Genomic DNA, 17867 nt, shown 5'->3' on the forward strand with positions numbered 1-17867 from the left:
TGGCTACACGCGCTTCGCAACCATGCGAACGGTGCTGTTTCTTATCGCTGGCAAACTCGACTTCTCCGCATTCAACTCGCATGCCCGCTGAGAGCCATTACCCACTTCGTTTTCAAAAGAGCCTATATTCACGAGGCATTCCTTTCGCTCGCGTGCGCGCTGATTTGCTGGAACAAGCTTAAGAAGCCTTGAACGTAATTCTGCAACAGCTTCTAAGTCGTCATCGGCACGCCGCACGCGAAGGTGTTGTGCGCAGCGAGGTCAACGCGAATGCGAAAGGTCCGAAGGACTATTTGTACGGCGCGTGATCGCTGCTGCACACGAGGGGGGTGACGCCCCCGGCCACGCTATGCAGGGACCAGGAAATCGGATCGGATGACGCTCAAGTTTGTGAATCCGGTGTTTCCGGTTTCCCTTCGAAAGTTGCAGTTAATAAATTCGCGGCACGACCTCTTTCAAGACCTCGAATAAGACTCACCGAAACGCACTGCCCGATTCAGAGCGATGGACACCGCGCCCGCGTCGTCGAGTCCGGGAAACGCCGGGGCGCATCCCGTCGCACGGGCGTTCGTTGCGTTTGCGAGCGCCGTCACTCGATGGGCAGGCTCGCCTGTCGCATTGGGCGTTGCAGTAGTCTCACGAAAACGAGAGCGCGGCCAAGCGCACTAACCTGAACCCCAAGATCTTCTCTCGGAAAGACGAGCGCCGCTAACGCACGCGGCACGATGGTTGCGCCATTAGTGTGCAAGCTCCGATCCGGCGGCGACGTTGCCGCATCACTGGGAGATGGTCATGGATGAACAGAAAGAGCTAGACCGCATTCGCCGCCGCGCCTATGAGATATGGGAGCGGGAGGGCTCCCCCGAGGGACGCGCGGAAGAGTTTTGGGAGCAGGCAATAGCGTCGATCAGCGCAGAAGACGCGAAAGGCGTCCCTCCGAACAATGCCACCGCGGACGGGACTGAGCGACCGGAAAGCACAATGTGAAACACATCGTAAGAATCGGACTTCCGCTGCCACTATTGCGAGCGGAACGCGTCTGTTCGTCTGTGCACGCCAAATACAACCTCAAACGATCGACTCATATGCATCCGACTATGAAGCCCGTGCGCAAGGCGCTCGACCGGGAAATGGAAAATGCATTGCGCCGGGTTTTCGGATTTCCGAATCTGCGAGCAGGGCAGGAGGACGTCATCCGCAGCGTGATGGACGGGCACGATACCTTGGCGGTCATGCCGACCGGTGCGGGCAAGTCGCTATGTTATCAACTGCCCGCGCTGCAATTCGAAGGCATGACGCTCATCGTATCGCCGCTCATATCGCTCATGCGCGATCAGGCGACGAAGTTGACCGAAGCCGGCATTGCGAATGCCGTGCTCAACAGCGCGCTGTCCGCGAGCGAGTTGCATGATGCAATGGACGCGCTCGCCAGGCACGCGCTGCGCATGCTGTTCGTTACACCGGAACGTCTTGTCGACCCGGAGTTCGTCGCGCAGCTCAAGTCGCTGGATGTACCCGAGATCGCGCTCGTCGTCATCGACGAGGCGCATTGCATTTCGCAGTGGGGGCACGACTTTCGTCCCGCGTATGTCGAACTGATCCAGGCGATAAAGTTGTTGGGCCGCCCGCCAATACTCGCACTTACCGCAACCGCGACGCCTGCGGTCATGACCGATATCACGCGCGAGCTTCAGATGCGGCAAGCCAATGTCATTCATACAGGCGTCTATCGCGAAAATTTGCGTTTCGGCGTCGAACAAATGACGAACCTCGAGGATAAGCGCAAGCGGGTCGTAGAGTTGACGTGCAGCGAGAAGGGCAGCGGCATCGTCTATTGTGCGACTGTCGGGGAATGCGAGGCGCTTCATGCGGCCCTGATCGAAGCGGGCGTTGCAGCGGAGCGCTATCATGGCAAGCTCGCGGCGGGCGCGCGATCGGCGTCCCAGGACGCCTTCATGGAAGACCGCGCGCGGGTGATGGTCGCGACCAATGCGTTCGGCATGGGCATCGACAAGCCCGATATCCGCTTCGTGATCCATGCACAGATGCCCGGCAGTCTCGACGCGTACTATCAGGAAGCGGGCCGCGGCGGACGCGACGGCGAGCCGGCGCGCTGCACGTTGCTCTTCGAACTGAAGGACAAGCAGGTGCAGCAGTTTTTCCTGAGCGGCCGCTATCCGAGTGCGCAGACCATCGAACGCGTTGCGCGGACCGTGCGTGAACTCGCGAACGAAACGAGCAGCAAGACGCTGGAGAAGCCGCTCGAGCGCCTGCGTGACGCATTGCCCGACGTGGGCGCGAACAAGCTGCGCGTCGCGGCAACCCTCCTCCACGATATCGGCATGACGCGCCGCACGCGCCACGGTGGTATGAAGCTAATCGATGAGGACGGCAGCAAGGCGGACGCGAAACTCGGCGATGCATCGCACGCCTATGTAGCGCGCGCCGAGCAAGACCGGGCCGTGCTGGAACGGATGATCAGTTATGCGCAAAGCGCTCAATGTCGCTGGCGCATTTTGCTCGATTACTTCGCGCACAACGCGGACTCATCATCGGACGTACATTACGCCCCGCCCGATGACGAACTCGGCGGAAAGACATGTGGCGTATGCGATAACTGCCTGCATCCACCGGAAGTGATCGAGAGCCCGCGCGAGCTTCTCGAACACGCCCGTAAGAAAGAAGAGACGAAGCCCAAGCGCGCGGTGCCAACATTCGAACGAGGCGAACGAGTCGTCGTGCGTCGCTATGGCGAAGGTATCGTCGAAATGGTCAGCGGCGAAAGCGTGGCCGTGCGTTTCGCTCGCGACGAAACGCGCACGTTCATCGCGCGATATCTTAAACGAAGCCGCGCCATGTCATCGTGAAGCCCGCCAATGGGATAACGCATTCTGGCGCGCGCATGACTGTTGACGACTAGAATATCGAAGCACTCGCGCAAACGGAAGGGCCAGATGAATCGCAATCTTCGACTTCGAACGATCGTCGCATTCGCGTGCGCCTGCATGACATGTGTGACAAGCGCATGGGCGCAGGAGACTGGCGCGCCGCCGGGCAATACGTCATCGCAAGGCAATACGGGCAAATCCACCGGCGTCGCGGGCGGTGCGGGCGCTGCCGGACAATCCGGAACGGACCCTGCCACGTTAAGCCGCATCGAGGAACAGCGCGTTCAGAAAAAGAACGGCGCCCAGGGCGCATCGTCAACACATGACGCCCGTAAGCGCAAGGACCGGAAGGAGTGACGCCGGGCGTGTCCTCCGATGCCGAGCGCACGCGCGTGCGCCGCCGCATCGTTGCCGACCTGTGGCGCGAGGTGTGGGCGTGGCGTTATCAGACCGCCGCCGCCATTGTCCTGATGATCAGCGCGCGGCTCGCGGTCGTGTCGGTTCCGTTGATGCTTAAGCGCGTCATCGACGAGTTCAGTCATCCCGCAACGACCGTCGTCTTTCCCGTCTTCCTGGTTCTCGCCTACGTCTTGTTGCGCTATCTCGGCGATGTGCTGAACGAAGCACGCGACGTAGTCTTCAGCATCGTCACTCAGCGGACCGTGGCGTCGTTTGCAGAGCGAACGTTCGCGCATCTTCATGCATTGGGCGCGCGCTTTCATGCGCAGCGCGAAACCGGCGCGGTCGTGCGAGACGTGCAAAAAGGTGCGGACGGAGTCGGTTTTTTACTCGGCACTGCGTTCTTCACCATCGTGCCGGTGATGATTGAAATCAGCACGGTCGTTGCCGTGATGATGAGCAGTTACGCGATCGAATTCATGGTGATCATTACGGTGACGTTTGTGCTGTATTCGGTGTGGACGCTCATCTTCACGCGTTATCGCATGCGCTTTCAACGCGCGGTCAACAGGCTTGAGGCCCAGTCCGATAGTCGTCTCGTCGATAGCCTGCTCAACTATGAAACCGTCAAGTTCTTCGCGAGCGAGCGCATCGAAACGAACCGGCTCACGAGCGTGCTAAACGAATGGGTGCATGCGCGGGTCGCCAATCAACGCGCGCTCACCCTGCTGCACGTGGGACAGAGCACGATCATCGCCGTCGGCATTGCGGCCGTGATGCTGCGCGCGGCGCAACAGGTCGTTGCGGGCACGATGAGCGTCGGCGATCTCGTGCTGGTGAACGCCTATATCGTGCAGGTATGCAACCCGCTCAACACGCTGGGCTTCGTATTTCGCGAGACCAACGACGCGATCGTGAACGTCGAACGCATGTTCATGATTCTTCTCTCGCGCGGCCGCGTGCGTGAAGATGTGGACGAGACCGGCGCGCAACCGCTCATCGTGACAGCAGGCGAAATCGAGTTCGATCACGTCGAGTTCGGTTACGATCCGGCGCGGCAAATTGTGCGCGATGTCGATTTTCGCGCGCATCCGGGCAAGAAGCTCGCGGTGGTTGGGGGCAGCGGCTCGGGCAAGTCGACGCTCGTGAAGCTGCTCTTCAGGCTCTACGAGCCGAGCGCGGGCGCGATACGGATCGACGGACAAGACCTCGCGCACGTCACGCAGAACAGCCTGCGCGCGACCATCGGCATCGTGCCACAGGACACGGTCCTCTTCAACGATACGATCGCCTACAACATCGCTTATGGCCGCCCCGATGCGACGCGCGCGGAGATCGTACAGGCCGCGCGCGCCGCACAGCTCGATGGCTTCATCGAGCACTTGCCGGATCACTACGACACGCGCGTCGGCGAGCGCGGCGTGCGGCTCTCGGGTGGCGAACGGCAACGCATCGCGATCGCGCGCGCGATTTTGAAGGACCCGCGCATCATAGTGTTCGACGAAGCCACCTCCGCGCTCGATACGCGTTCTGAACGCGCGATCCAGACCGAGCTGGATCGTCTCGCGAAGGGACGCACGTCGATCGTCATCGCGCATCGCCTCTCGACGGTTGTGGATGCCGACTGGACGCTCGTGATGGAGCATGGGCGTATCGTCGAGCAGGGACAGCATGACGAACTGCTCGCTCGCGAGGGCGTGTATGCGCGCATGTGGTCGCTGCAATGGCAGCAGGGTGAGCTCGAGCATGCGCAGCGCAAGGTCTCCGCGCAGGCGGTCGGGCTCGATGCACTCGTCGCGGGCGTCATCGATGCGCTGCATGAAGAGATCGCGGCGCGCGGCGTGAACCTTTATACCGTTATCGCCGAGCCGGGCTTGCGCGTGTCCGGCGATGCGAGCGTGTTGCAGCAGGTCGTCGCCGATCTGTGCCGCGCGCAGATGAGCGCGGCGATGCGCAGCGAGCGTATCGAGTTGCGCGTGTTCCGCGAGGGCAATCACGCCAGTCTCACGGTGATGGGGCAGCGACCCGATCCCGCCGATCTTTCGCAGCAGCAAGTGCGGCGTCTCGAGAACGCATTGACCGAGACGGGCGGAAGCCTTGCGGTGCGCTACATCGACAAGCACGTCGCCTATGTCGCAACGATGCCCTTACGCCCGGTGCTCGACGAAACGGCCGCTCCCGAAGCTTCGCACGACGACGCGCTCAAGGGCGTCACGGTGATGGTGCTCGACGATCAGGAAGAAGCGCGCGACGCGCTTGAAGGTCTGCTCGAGTCAGTCGGCGCGCATGTGGTCCTGTGCGCATCGGGCGATGATGCGTTAGCCAGGCTTCGCGCATTGCCGAGCGCGCAATGGCCCGACGTGTTGCTCTGCGATATCGTTTTGGGCGGCGAGCAGGACGGCTATGAAGTTTTGCGACTCGTTCGTGAGGAAGAGGCGAGTCGCGGCGCATCGCTTGGCGAACGCATGCCCGCTATCGCGCTGACGGGGCATACACAGGCCGAAGCGCGCTCGCGCGCGCAGGCGGCGGGCTTTCAGGCCCATCTGACGAAACCGGTGCCCGCGCCGAAGCTGATTGCGTCGATAAGCGCGGTGACAGCGCGGACTATCTAAACGCGCTGGGCCTCGCGCGATTCCGAGGCTTCGATAACCTGCCGAAAATGCTGCGCCGTGCGACGTAGCCCTTCATCGAGCGGCGTCGTCGGGGACCAGCCGAGCTTGTCGCGCGCCAGCGCAATGTCCGGCTGACGATGCCACGGATCATCCAGCGGCAAAGGCTTGAACACGATGTCCGACGACGATCCCGTCAACTCGATGATGCGCCGCGCGACATCGAGCATCGTCAGCTCGTGCGGATTGCCGAGGTTCATCGGACCCGTGAACTCGTCGGGCGTATTCATGAGGCGGATGAACGCCTCGACCATGTCGTCGACATAACAGAACGAGCGCGTCTGCATGCCTTCGCCATACACTGTGATCGGCTGGCCCGATAGCGCCTGCATCATGAAGTTCGAAATCACGCGGCCATCCGACGGATGCATGCGCGGCCCGTACGTATTGAAGATGCGCGCGATCTTGATCGAGAGTCCATGTTGCCGCCGATAATCCATGAAGAGCGTTTCTGCGCAACGCTTGCCTTCGTCGTAACACGAACGTGGCCCGATAGGATTCACATTGCCCCAATACGCTTCCTGTTGCGGATGCACGTGCGCGTCGCCATAGACTTCGCTCGTCGAAGCCTGAAAGATTTTCGCGTGAACGCGCTTGGCAAGACCGAGCATGTTGATCGCGCCGTGCACGCTCGTCTTCGTCGTCTGTACCGGGTCGTGTTGATAATGGATAGGTGAAGCAGGGCACGCGAGGTTGTAGATTTCATCGACTTCCACGTAGAGCGGAAAGGTCACGTCGTGACGCATCAGTTCGAAGTTGGGGCTATCGAATAGATGCGCGATGTTGTCCTTGGTGCCGGTGTAAAAGTTATCGACGCATAACACGTCATGGCCTTGCGCCACCAGCCGCTCGCACAGATGCGAGCCGAGAAAGCCCGCGCCACCCGTCACCAGAATGCGCTTTCTATAAGCTTCTTTCATGTCGAGATATTCCAGTAATGATGCGTGCTAGCTGCATACGTAGCGCAACGCTTCGCCCCAGTCGTGGGCGAAGCGGGCGATGTGAAAGCGTTCGAGCGCAGTCCGTTGTGCGCCTTCGCCAAGACGTCGCGCCTCAACGGGATCGCGCAGCAGATGCTGCATTGCGTCGATGAGCGCATGCGTGTCTGTATGGACGAAACCGTTCTCGCCGTTGTGGATCACGGTGGCGAGTTCGGTCGTCGCAAGTCCGATGACCGGCATGCCGATCGTCATCGCCTCGACGATGGCAAGCCCGAGACTCGTCCAGCGAATCGGGTTGAAGAAGAAACGATAGCGCGCGCTGAACGCCGCGAGTTCCAGATTGCCGATCTCGCCGATGCCGCCGGCTGACTGCGCATCCATGCCGACGAGATCGAGCGGCACGGACGCGGCGGCCTGCGCATAGACATCATTGCCGAGCCGCCTTCCTCGTTGATGCAGATGATTGATCACCGCGATGCCGCGCGCTAGCTCGCCGGTGTAGCGCACGTCCTTAGGCACCACGACGCCATGCTCGATGACGCGCGTCGGCGTGTCGCCGCTATCCCACATCAGTCGGTTGAAGTGCGTGACATGCACGAGCAGTGTGCCGTGCTCCTGCACCCAATGCTTCTGCTCGAACGGATTTTCCTGCGGTGGATCATGCTCGATATAGACCCGCGGCAAGCGCCGTTGCGCATCGGTGAGAAGGTTGAGGCGGTCATCGTCCCATTGCTGTTTGTGCTGAAACAGGATCACATCGAATGACTGCGACGGCACTTCGCTCGCCGGCATTTCATGCACGTTCGCCCCGAAAGGCAACGCGCCCGCCTTGCCCGCGTATCCGGGCGGATAGCCGGGGCGCGTCACCAAATAGAAGTCGTGCGGCGTTTGGCTCAAGTAGTAAAGATAATTGCCGTGGATATGCCAGGTAAGCACGCGCAGGCGTCGGGAACTAGTCTTGGGCATGAATAAGCGCCTCCTCGAGGTGTCCGAACGCGACATCGAGCACGCTCTGTACACTCACGTTCAGCGCGCATTCGTGTTGATATGGACATTCGCGGAATGCACAAGGCCGGCACGCAGGCCAGTCTGCGAGGACTGAATGACGCGCGCGGTCGAGCGGCGCCCAGCGTTGCGTATCGCTTCCCGATGCGATCACGACACTCGGCGTGCGCATCGCAGCGGCCACATGCGAAAGCCCCGTGTCGTTGCAGACGATGAGCCTCGCCTTCGCGACGAGCGCAGCGAGCGCGCCAAGCGACGTACGTCCAGCGAGGTCGATGGCATGCGTGCCTGCACCGCGTGTCACGCGTGCGGTCAGCGGCGCTTCCGCCGCGCTGCCTGTGACGGCGACTTGCCAGCCCGCATCCGATAGCGCGCGCGCCACTTCACCGAAGCGTTCGACGGGCCATCTACGCGAAGGCAACTGCGCACCCGGATGAACGAGGATGAACTTGTTCAACTCTATCGCGAAGGCATCGACAAGCGCATCGCATTCGCGTGCGTCTTCTTTGGTCACGGGAATCTCGAGATCGAGCGTGCGGACCTCGATGCCGAGACGTACCATCAAGGCGGTGTATCTTCCGGGTTCGGGCAGGTCATCGGGCCACGGCATGAAAACGCCTTCGCGCAAGGCTTCATCGGGCTTCAGAAAGCCTGCGTTCAAACGCGCACCCATCCCTTCGACGATGTCGTTCGCGACACCGCCGCTGCCATGCAACTGAATGGCAAGATCGAAGCGACGCTCGCGCAACGCGCCTAGAAACGCGGGCAGATGCGCATCGGTCTCCTTTTGCTCTGGAAAGCCGATCGCACCAGGAAACACGATCAATTCATCGAGCAGATGCCTGTATCGCTCGACGAAACGCGCGGCCCACGGCAAGCCAATCAATGCGATGTGCGCTTTCGGATACGCCTGCCGCAATGCGCGCAATGCGGGCACGGCGCACAGCATGTCGCCGAGTTGCAGCGCGCGAAAGATGACGATGCGCTCGACCGGCTCGGCGTTCATAGGAAGAACACCTTGAACTTGAACGCGCCGCGAATCCGCCAGTAGATCGACAGATACGGAATGATCGCTGACGTGCACAGCATCTCCGCGATATGCGCTGGCGTCCGCGCAGTTGTCTTGAGTCGTTGCATGCAGAACCAGATCGTCATCGCGATCCATGCAGCGGCTGCGCCGATTGCGATATGTCTTGCGTTCGCCATCAGCGATATGAATAGGGCTACGAGCGCCGCGAGCATCGCATAGTAGAGAAGCGGCGGATGGCGCCGGATGCGCTCGCGAAATAGCGCGCGATGCTTTTTGTAGAGCAGCGCATCGAACTGGCTTTTCTTCTGCTGCGAAATGCTCACGCCCCAGCGCGCGGACCGCACGGGATGCAGCACCGTCGCATCGTCGGCGCGCGCGACCACGAGTCCCGCCTGCATCAACGCGAATTGCAGGTCGGAGTCTTCGCGCCAGGCGGATGTATAACGCGCATCGAATCCGCCCGTGCGTTCGAGTGCAACGCGCGTCGCAAACGCATTGGCGGTCGCGAACTCCGCGTTCGCGAGTCCGGCCGCGTCTAGTTCGTAATCGGTGGGACGCTTCGGCAACGGCACGACGATACGTCCGGATACCGCGTCCGCGCCAGTATCGAGCGCGCGCATGCCGTTTGCGAGCCATTGCGAATCGGGGATGGTGTCGTCGTCGGTGAACGCGATGTGCCTTGCAAGCGATGCGTGCCAGCCTGCGTTGCGCGCGCCCGCCGGGCCTTGCGTTGCCGTCACCGGCACATATCGGATCTTCGGCCCGCTCTGGGCATGCGATGTGGCAAGACGCTGCACGCATGCCTTCGTTGCTTCGTCGGGTCCGTCGTCGCATACGATGATTTCGTAGCGCGACGGATCATACGTTTGCGCGGCGAGGGCACGCACGCAGCGTTCGAGCATCGCGGGACGGCGATAGGTCGGCACGATCACGGACACGTGGGGGACGAAATCGCCACGTGACGGGAGGGGCGCAGCCGTCGCACCCGCGTTTTCGAAAAGGCCGGCATACGTGCTCATGCGCGCGCTCCCGGCTTTTCGATGAGGAACGAACCGATCACGAGCGCATCGAGCGGTGACGTCCAGAACGATTCGAGCGCATCGCGCGGCGTGTTGACCATCGGCTCGCCGCGCGTGTTGAACGACGTGTTGACGAGTATCGGCACGCCCGTGCGCGCCTTGAACGCGGCAAGCAGATCGTAGTAGAGCGCATGCTGCGCACGATTGACGGTCTGCACACGCGCCGTGCCGTCGATATGCGTGACGGCCGGTATGCGTGCTTTCATTTCGTCACGCACGTCGAACACGAACAGCATGAACGGTGCGACGCGCGCATCGACGAACCAGTCGGCCGCATGCTCTTCCATTACGACCGGCGCAACCGGACGAAAGTCCTCGCGGTCCTTGATTTCGTTGAGCCGTGCCTGCATCGACGCATCGATGGGCGACGCGAGAATCGAGCGTGCTCCAAGCGCACGCGGCCCGAATTCCGTACGTCCCTGATACCAGCCGATCACGCGGTTCTGCGCGAGAAGGTCGGCGGTTTCTTCAGCGATATTCGTGAGCTCGCGATAAGGCGCGCGTGTCCATTTCAGAAACGCTTCGATCTCTTCATCGCCGAATTCGGGGCCGAGATAGGCGTGGTCCATCCGCCACTTGCGGCTGCGATCGCCCGCTTTTGCGCGCTCGCGATAGTCCGTCCACAACGCGGCGCCAAGCGCGGTGCCTGCATCGCCGGCGGCGGGCTGCACCCACATTTCGTCGAACGGTCCGCGATCGCGCAGGCGCGCGTTCATCACGCAGTTGAGCGCGACGCCGCCCGCCATCGCGAGATTCGGCAAGCCGGTGCGTTCGTGCAGCCACTTCGCAAGTTCGAGGGCGGTCTCCTCGAGCACCTCTTGCAGCGAATGCGCGATATCGAAATGATGCTGCGTGAGCGGTCCGCCACGTTCGCGCGGCGGACCGAAACGTTCGACGAGGCGCGGCGCATCCACGGTATAGCTGCCGTCGTGCCGATATTTCACGATCTCGCGAAACTGGTCGACATACGCGGGCTTGCCGAACGATGCCAGCGCCATGACCTTATACTCGTCCGACGAATGCAGGAAGCCGAGATAGCCCGTCACGGCTTCGTATAGCAAGCCGAGCGAATGCGGCAGTTCGACTTGCTTGAGCCGCTGGTACTCGCCGTTCACGAATTGCCCGAGACTCGTCGTGACGCCTTCGCCTCGTCCGTCCATCGTGAGGACGGCGGTGTCGTCAAAAGGTGCCGCGAGAAAAGCGCTCGCTTCATGGCAGAGATGATGATCGACGTGATGCCATGCAAAGCGCGGCGCGCGTCCTCCGCTTGCGAAGCGCCGCTTCAGATGATGCGGCGCGCCGTCGAGCAGTTGCGCTTTCGCGTTGACGATATAGCTCAGAAACAACGGATCCCACGGCGATTCGGAAGGATTGCCGCCGGGCTGCGCGGACGGCATCATCGGCAACGCGATACTCGCCTTCACGTGCTTCGGCATGCCCGAAAAGAGCTGCGGATCGTACGAATACGCGACGTGATCGATATCGGCCAGTTCGATGCCCGCTTCCTTCAGGCAATAGTCGATCGCATCGAACGGAAGCTGCCATGTCGAGAACGGCACCGGGCGCTTGGCATGCTTGACGTGCGTGAAGCGTTCGTCCTCGGCCGCCGCAAGGACGACGCCATCTTTCACGATCGCAGCCGCGCTGTCGTGATAAACCGCATTGATTCCCAAGGTGTACATGCTCAGCGGCCCTGTATTGAAGAGTTGAGGTGCGATGGATGTTCTTCGATCAGTTCCAGCACCGCCGACACGACCTGATCCACGCCGACGCCGACGAGGCACTGGTGGTGTCCCTCGGGGCACACGCTGCGGTAGCACCAGCGGCAAGGCACGTCGTGGTAGAGCACGCGATGCGGCGTTCGCCACGGCATGTGCTGTGGATTCGTGAGGGCATAGAGATCGACGACGGGCGTGCCGAGCGCCGATGCGAGATGCACGGGCCCGCTGTTATTCGATACGAGCACGCGCGCGCGCTCGATCAATGCAGCGAGTTCACCGAGTTCGAGCGCGCCGGACATATCTATCCCGCCGGAATCTGCAGCGCATGCAGTGCGACATAGCGCACCTTCGCCGCCTGAACCGGTGACAAGCATCGGCCATTGAAGTTGCGTATGCAACCGCTTCATTACGTCGGTGAAACGCTCGACCGGATATCGTCGCGATGCGGCGCTCGCGCCCGGATGCACGACAATGAAGGGCGCATGCATATCGACATCGTGCGCGCGCAGCTTTTCATCGAGAGAAGCCGCATCTTCGGGTCGCACGGCAAAGCGCATACGCGTATCCGCCGTACGCGCGCCGACTTGCGCGACGAGCGCGAGCTGACGTTCCACTTCATGCCGGGTGCGTTGCTGCGGTTCGGTTTCCTGCACCCAGTCCGTCAAGAGGCCATAAGGGTTCTCGCGACAATGCGCGAGCCGCAGCGGAATGCCCGCGAGATGACACAGCATCGCGGCGGGCAGCGGATTCTGGCTATATACGCTGAAGATGACGGCCGCATCAAAATGCGCCGCATTGAGGCGCGCGCGCATCGCGAGGTCCGCGAGAGCATCGATTGGCGCATCCTGTTTGACCCACGGCGCGTCGTATTCGATTACGTCGTCGATCGCATCGATGAAGGGCGCCGCCGCCTTGCCAGCGCGCGATGCGAGCAAGGTCAGATGCCGCCCCGGTTGCGCGGCGCGCAATGCGTGCAGCGCGGGCGTGGTCATCAATACATCTCCAAGATTGTCGAGACGGATGCAAAGAATCCGCTTCACGTCCGCGCCCCATTCGCGCGCCCGATTCGACGCGCTCTTACGCGCATGCGCCTCGACGACCGGCGATAACGCCGATGGACTCAACGGATCGCGCTTCATGCCGGGTGCTCCTCGCTGACTATGGCTATCGCGGCCTCGTGCATGTCCTTTACGACGATATCCGGCTCGCGACCCTCGCCGCGCAACCATTCGGTCTCGTTGCCGTTATCGATGAGCACGCTGCGGCAACCCGCGCGCGTGCCCGCTTCGACATCGTTGAGTATGTCGCCGATGAACCAGCTCCGCGACAGATCGATGCGATGCTCGCGCGCCGCGCACAGCAACATGCCGGGCGCGGGCTTGCGGCATTCGCAGGTCCGCGTGTAATCGGGCACGATGCCTTGCGGATGATGCGGGCACCAATAGATGTCCTCGAACTCGGCGCCCGCTTGCGCTGCGATTTCATGCAGACGCATCTCGACGCGATCGAGCGCATCACGTCCGAACTTGCCCAGCGCCACGCCGCTCTGATTGCTGACGACGAAAAGCGGCACGCCACGCGATGCGAACAGACGTAGCGCTTCGAATGCACCGGGCGCGAGACGCATCATGTGCGGAGCGACGTTCCAGGGCACGTCTTCGAGCAGAGTGCCGTCCTTGTCGATGAAGATGGCGGCACGCGGTGTCGATGACAACGGGGTCATCGCGATGCTCCGCCCATTGCGGCACGCGCTGCGGTCTGCGCTTCCTCGCCGCTGACGCGCGCGTAGACGTCCGCCAGCGCTTGCGCGACGCTCGACCAGGTGAACATCGCGTTGGCGCGCGCGAGGCCCGCTTCGCCCATGCGGCGCGCAAGCATCGGATCACGTTTGAGCATGGCAATCGCTTGCCCCAACGCAGCCGGATCTTTCGGCGGGACGAGCAGACCCGTCTCGCCGTGGGCGACCGAATAGCGGATGCCGCCCACGTCCGCGCCGATGACCGGCCTGCCGCACGCCATCGCCTCTAACGGTGTGATGCCGAAGGGCTCGTACCACGGGGTCGTCACGAACACATCGGCCGCATTATAGAAGTGCTTGAGTTCGGCGCGTCCATGACGGCCGGCGAAGTGCACATGATTCTCAATGCCCACTTCGCGCGCGATGCCACGCAGACGCACGATCTCCGGCGTCGCGATCTCGTTGGCTTCGTCGGAGTTGCCGCCGACCACGTAAAGTTCGGCACTTTCGCCGTGTTCAGCGCGGCATACGCTTAGCGCGCGCACCACATTATCGACGCCCTTGCGCGGCACCATGCGCCCAAGCTGCAACACGATGAAGCGGTCTTGCGGCCAGCCGAGGCGTTCTCTCGCCACCGCTTTTTCGATCGGATGGAACTCGACGCGGTCGAAACCGCATGGCACCAGATCGATGCGCGCGGGATCTGCGTCGTAGAGATGAAGCAGGTCGCTTTCATCCTGCGGGCATTCGGCAATCACCGAATCGGAACGTCTTACGAGTTGGTCCTCGATGTCGAAGCGCGCATCAGGAAAGCCGTCCGATTCGCCCTGATGCAGTCGCCGCACGCGGCCGAGCGCATGAAACGTGGTGACGAGCGGGATACCTAACGCATCTTTGATACGCAAGCCAACCATGCCGGACATAAAGAAGTTCGCATGCGTGATCGTATAAGGCTGCGCTTCCTTCTTGATGAAGTCGATCATGAAGGTCGCGAACGCATCCATGTACGGTAGCAGCTGCTCCTTGGGCAACTGCACGGGCGGCCCTGCCGGTACGTTTACCACGCGGATGTTGTCGAAGCGGGAGACGAGTGGTAACAAGGAACGATCACGGCGCGTGAAGATATCGACATCGTGACCGATACGTACCAGTTGACGCGCGACGTTCGCGACATAAATGTTCTGTCCGCCACTGTCCACACCGCCCGCCACCGCTAGCGGCGAGGCATGTTCACTGATCAGCGCGATTTTCATAGGAGCCCCTGTCACGATCCACAATAGCGCGTGCGTGGGTGCACAATCGCGGGGATCAGTCGACGGGCTTTCAGCATTCGATGTGCCACTCGTTGCGGAGGTCGTCAGATATACGAAACGATTTGCGGTTCGTTGAGAGACGAACCAAATATCGTTTGGGACGAACGAGGCGGCCTGCGCGCTTTTACTCGATGTGTGTAGAACGGAAAGAGGCTGACTCGCTTATCTCTGTCGCGTGGCGGGCGTCGTCCTGGCGAACGCGCTGGCGCATGTCCTGTACGCGCTGCGGAATCACCCGACGCTTACCTAGCGCCCATGCGATGCCTGCCAAGAAGACACGTAAATCGGAGGACGTTGAGTGTTCCATGCGGATGATGCGAAAGGCGTTGCGCGTTTCCCGCAGCGCTTCGACCAGCGGAAGACGCATCCATGCCACCCACGCTGCATTGCGCGCCATGATTCTTCGGCGCTGCGCGCTGTCTCGGATTGGAGACGGGTGGTGGTGAACAATCAATTCGTCTATGTATATGATCTCGTGACCGGCCGATAAAACATCCAGAGCAACGAGCGTTTCCTCTCCGCCAATAAAAAGCCTCGCCTCGTAACCGCCCACTTGCCGGAAAACTTCCGTGCGAAATACGCACGCGCACGCCAAATAACCGATGAGGGCGGGTGCCGGCTTTACCTCGCTGAGTAGCGGGCTTTCGCGCATGCGTTCGCAGGTCTCGTCGGGCGTGCCCAGTGCGCCGACCAGGATGCGGGCATTCAACACCGCAACGCACGGCGCGGCATCGAGTATCTTGACCGCGCGCGAGAGCGAGCCCGGGTCCCACCAGGTGTCGTCGTCGCAGAATGCGACGTATTCGGTGCTGACATGCGCGACGCCGAGATTGCGCCCGGCTGCGCCGAGATTAGCCGGCGCGATGACGAGCGTAATGAAGGGAAAAGCGGCAGCGATCCGCGCGGCCGTCCCGTCCGTGGAGGCATTGTCTACCACCACGATGTCGAAGCGATCGGGCAGCGCGGCAAGTTTTGCGAGGGTGTCGTGAACCTCGTCGGAACGGTTATAAGTCAGTACGACGACCGTGAGTCGCGCGGGCTTTTCGTCGGAATGGACGTCTCGTTCAGCGGTCATGGCGTGAGGGCTCAAGTGTCCAGAAACGCTCGGGTGCGAAGACGTCGTCATAGCCCGTTCGGTCAGAACGCCCGAAGCTGGCTCGCATAACGACTTACCGCCCGTTGCTTCGCAGCGAGGTTGCGTACGAGCGCGTCCGTGCCGATGGGGCTCCGATACGGGCGTCGCGGTCATGCCGTCCTGTGCCAACTCGTCAAGGCGTGCTTGAACGAGCCCGCTCATGCGCCGATAGAGCGCATCTTCGTCAGCGATGCACGTCAGCATGGGGTTCGGCGCGCCACACATTTTGGCACGCGGCATGCACGAGACGATGATCGGAATGGAGTAGACCCAGCGGAATCAGAAGTATCGGGAACGCGTTCGTGCGGGTCACGCCGAACAACACCGAGGCGACTCCATCGGATGTTGTGCTGACATCGCCCGCGTACTGGGAATCGAGAAGGTCGAGATGAAGGGGCTGCGCGTCGAGGGTGCCCCAACGCGGCGGCATCTTCGGCGCGGCGCGCATGCATCTCCTGGTGCGCGTTTGCGAAGCCGCATTGCGTGTCCCAGTCGGTCCCAAGCGCCTCGCGCGGCGCGCCTGCAGAGATCGGGCAGACGACCGCGCCGGGCGATGCCGCGAGCGCCGCAGCGCAGCTGAAGACGGCGTCGTCGAGATGAGGTGAAATCACCAGCATGAGAGTCGCGTCGGTGGTTTGCTAAGCAGCGTTGCGCAATGGCGTGCCTCGCTGGTACGCGACCTTCATGGCTTGAGCACGACCTTGATGCAGCCATCCTCCTTGTCACGGAATGTCTTATACATTTCAGGCCCATCGGCGAGCGAAACACGGTGGGTGATGACGAAGGACGGATCGATCTGGCCTTCCTGGATGCGGCGCAGCAGGTCGTCGGTCCAGCGATTCACGTGCGTCTGGCCCATCCGCCACGTAAGCCCCTTGTTCATGGCCGCGCCAAACGGGATCTTGTCGATCAGCCCGCCGTAGACGCCGGGCACTGAGAGCGTGCCCGCCGGACGGCACACATAGATCATCTCGCGCAACACATGTGGTCGGTCGGTCTCAAGCATCACAGCCTGCTTCGCGCGATCGTAAAGCGCATCGAAGGAACGCGTCGCATGCGACTCCATGCCAACGGCATCGATGCACTTTTCGGGGCCCTTGCCCTGTGTAAGTTCCTTGAGGCGATCGAGCACACTTTCTTCCTTGAAGTCGATCGTGATAGCGCCAGCGGCGCGCGCCATCGCCAATCGTTCAGGCACACGATCGATCACGACGACCTGCTTCGCCCCGAGCAGAAGGGCGCTGCGCACGGCCATCTGTCCGACAGGGCCTGCGCCCCAGATTGCGACCGTGTCGGTCGGTTCGATCTCGCATTGCACGGCCGCCTGCCAGCCGGTCGGAAAGATGTCGCCGAGAAAGAGCACCTGCTCGTCGCTTAGGCCCTCGGGGATCTTGACGTGGGTCTTGTCCGCAAACGGCACGCGCACATATTCCGCCTGTCCGCCAGGGTAACCGCCCGTAAGGTGCGTATAGCCGAAAAGGCCCGCCGTCGTGTGGCCGAAGAGCTTCTCTGCATCGTCCTTGTTGCGGTTGCTGCACTCGCACACAGAGAAGTTGCCGCGCCTGCACTGATCGCACTCGCCGCAGATGATGGTGAACGGCACAACCACGCGCTCGCCAATTTTGAGCGCTGAATTCTCGCTGCCGACCTCGACGACTTCGCCCATAAATTCGTGCCCCATCACGTCGCCAGACTTCATGCCGGGCATGAAGCCATCGAATAGGTGTAGGTCCGAACCGCAAATTGCGCACGTCGAGACCTTGATAATGGCGTCGCGCGGATGTTCGATGCGCGGGTCGGGCACCGTCTCGTAGCGGATGTCTTTCTTGCCTTGCCAGATGAGCGCTTTCATGGTCTGCATCCCTTGAGCGTGAGCGGTGCTTCAACTCAGCAATGCACGTACCGCTTACGCCCATTTCGCTCTTTCGTCCTTGCGCGTCGGCGGTGCC

The 17867-nt window shown here is 61.7% G+C and carries 14 protein-coding genes; 3 read left to right on the top strand and 11 right to left on the bottom strand.

Annotated features, from left to right (window positions below):
• Positions 1-792: 792 nt before the first annotated feature.
• From IAG25_RS38515 to IAG25_RS38530, 3 genes are all read left to right on the top strand, one after another.
• Positions 793-987: a DUF2934 domain-containing protein gene (locus IAG25_RS38515; RefSeq protein ID WP_187609528.1), complete on the top strand. Its 195-nt coding sequence runs from the start codon at positions 793-795 to the stop codon at positions 985-987.
• A gap of 98 nt (positions 988-1085) precedes the next feature.
• Positions 1086-2867, top strand: coding sequence for a RecQ family ATP-dependent DNA helicase (locus tag IAG25_RS38520; RefSeq protein ID WP_255504305.1), 1782 nt, complete (start codon positions 1086-1088; stop codon positions 2865-2867).
• 386 nt (positions 2868-3253) lie between these two features.
• Positions 3254-5899 (top strand): ATP-binding cassette domain-containing protein, encoded by a 2646-nt coding sequence (locus tag IAG25_RS38530; protein WP_309244015.1) that lies wholly within the window; start codon positions 3254-3256, stop codon positions 5897-5899.
• Here the strand turns inward: IAG25_RS38530 and IAG25_RS38535 are convergent.
• From IAG25_RS38535 to IAG25_RS38585, 11 genes are all read right to left on the bottom strand, one after another.
• Positions 5896-6876, bottom strand: coding sequence for a UDP-glucuronic acid decarboxylase family protein (locus tag IAG25_RS38535; protein ID WP_045462531.1), 981 nt, complete (start codon positions 6874-6876; stop codon positions 5896-5898). The genes IAG25_RS38530 and IAG25_RS38535 overlap by 4 nt on opposite strands.
• Before the next feature lie 27 nt (positions 6877-6903).
• A complete protein-coding gene (locus IAG25_RS38540; protein WP_187609531.1) occupies positions 6904-7863 on the bottom strand; it encodes a glycosyltransferase family 4 protein in 960 nt (319 codons plus the stop codon).
• The gene (locus IAG25_RS38545) at positions 7850-8908 is read right to left on the bottom strand and encodes a glycosyltransferase family 9 protein (protein WP_187609532.1); all 1059 of its coding nucleotides are present in this window, start codon (positions 8906-8908) and stop codon (positions 7850-7852) included. Before IAG25_RS38545 ends, IAG25_RS38540 begins: the two co-directional genes overlap by 14 nt.
• Positions 8905-9951 carry a glycosyltransferase gene (locus IAG25_RS38550; RefSeq protein WP_187609533.1) on the bottom strand — a complete coding sequence of 349 codons (1047 nt, stop codon included), beginning with the start codon at positions 9949-9951 and terminating at the stop codon, positions 8905-8907. The genes IAG25_RS38545 and IAG25_RS38550 overlap by 4 nt, the downstream gene beginning before the upstream one ends.
• Positions 9948-11693, bottom strand: coding sequence for a carbamoyltransferase family protein (locus IAG25_RS38555; RefSeq protein ID WP_187609534.1), 1746 nt, complete (start codon positions 11691-11693; stop codon positions 9948-9950). The genes IAG25_RS38550 and IAG25_RS38555 overlap by 4 nt, the downstream gene beginning before the upstream one ends.
• Before the next feature lie 2 nt (positions 11694-11695).
• The gene (locus IAG25_RS38560; RefSeq protein WP_187609535.1) at positions 11696-12871 is read right to left on the bottom strand and encodes a glycosyltransferase family 9 protein; all 1176 of its coding nucleotides are present in this window, start codon (positions 12869-12871) and stop codon (positions 11696-11698) included.
• Positions 12868-13455, bottom strand: a complete 588-nt coding sequence (locus IAG25_RS38565; protein WP_187609536.1) for a D-glycero-alpha-D-manno-heptose-1,7-bisphosphate 7-phosphatase — start codon at positions 13453-13455, stop codon at positions 12868-12870. The genes IAG25_RS38560 and IAG25_RS38565 overlap by 4 nt, the downstream gene beginning before the upstream one ends.
• Entirely contained in the window at positions 13452-14723 is a 1272-nt protein-coding gene (locus IAG25_RS38570; protein WP_187609537.1) for a glycosyltransferase family 4 protein, read from the bottom strand. Before IAG25_RS38570 ends, IAG25_RS38565 begins: the two co-directional genes overlap by 4 nt.
• A 184-nt stretch (positions 14724-14907) precedes the next feature.
• A complete protein-coding gene (locus IAG25_RS38575; RefSeq protein ID WP_187609538.1) occupies positions 14908-15858 on the bottom strand; it encodes a glycosyltransferase family 2 protein in 951 nt (316 codons plus the stop codon).
• 244 nt (positions 15859-16102) lie between these two features.
• Complete coding sequence (locus tag IAG25_RS38580; protein WP_187609539.1) at positions 16103-16366, bottom strand: hypothetical protein; 264 nt, start codon at positions 16364-16366, stop codon at positions 16103-16105.
• Positions 16367-16600: 234 nt separating this feature from the next.
• Positions 16601-17770, bottom strand: coding sequence for a zinc-dependent alcohol dehydrogenase (locus tag IAG25_RS38585; protein WP_187609540.1), 1170 nt, complete (start codon positions 17768-17770; stop codon positions 16601-16603).
• Positions 17771-17867: the final 97 nt, after the last annotated feature.

It is taken from the genome of Caballeronia sp. EK, assembly GCF_014384845.1.
GTDB lineage: Bacteria > Pseudomonadota > Gammaproteobacteria > Burkholderiales > Burkholderiaceae > Caballeronia > Caballeronia jiangsuensis.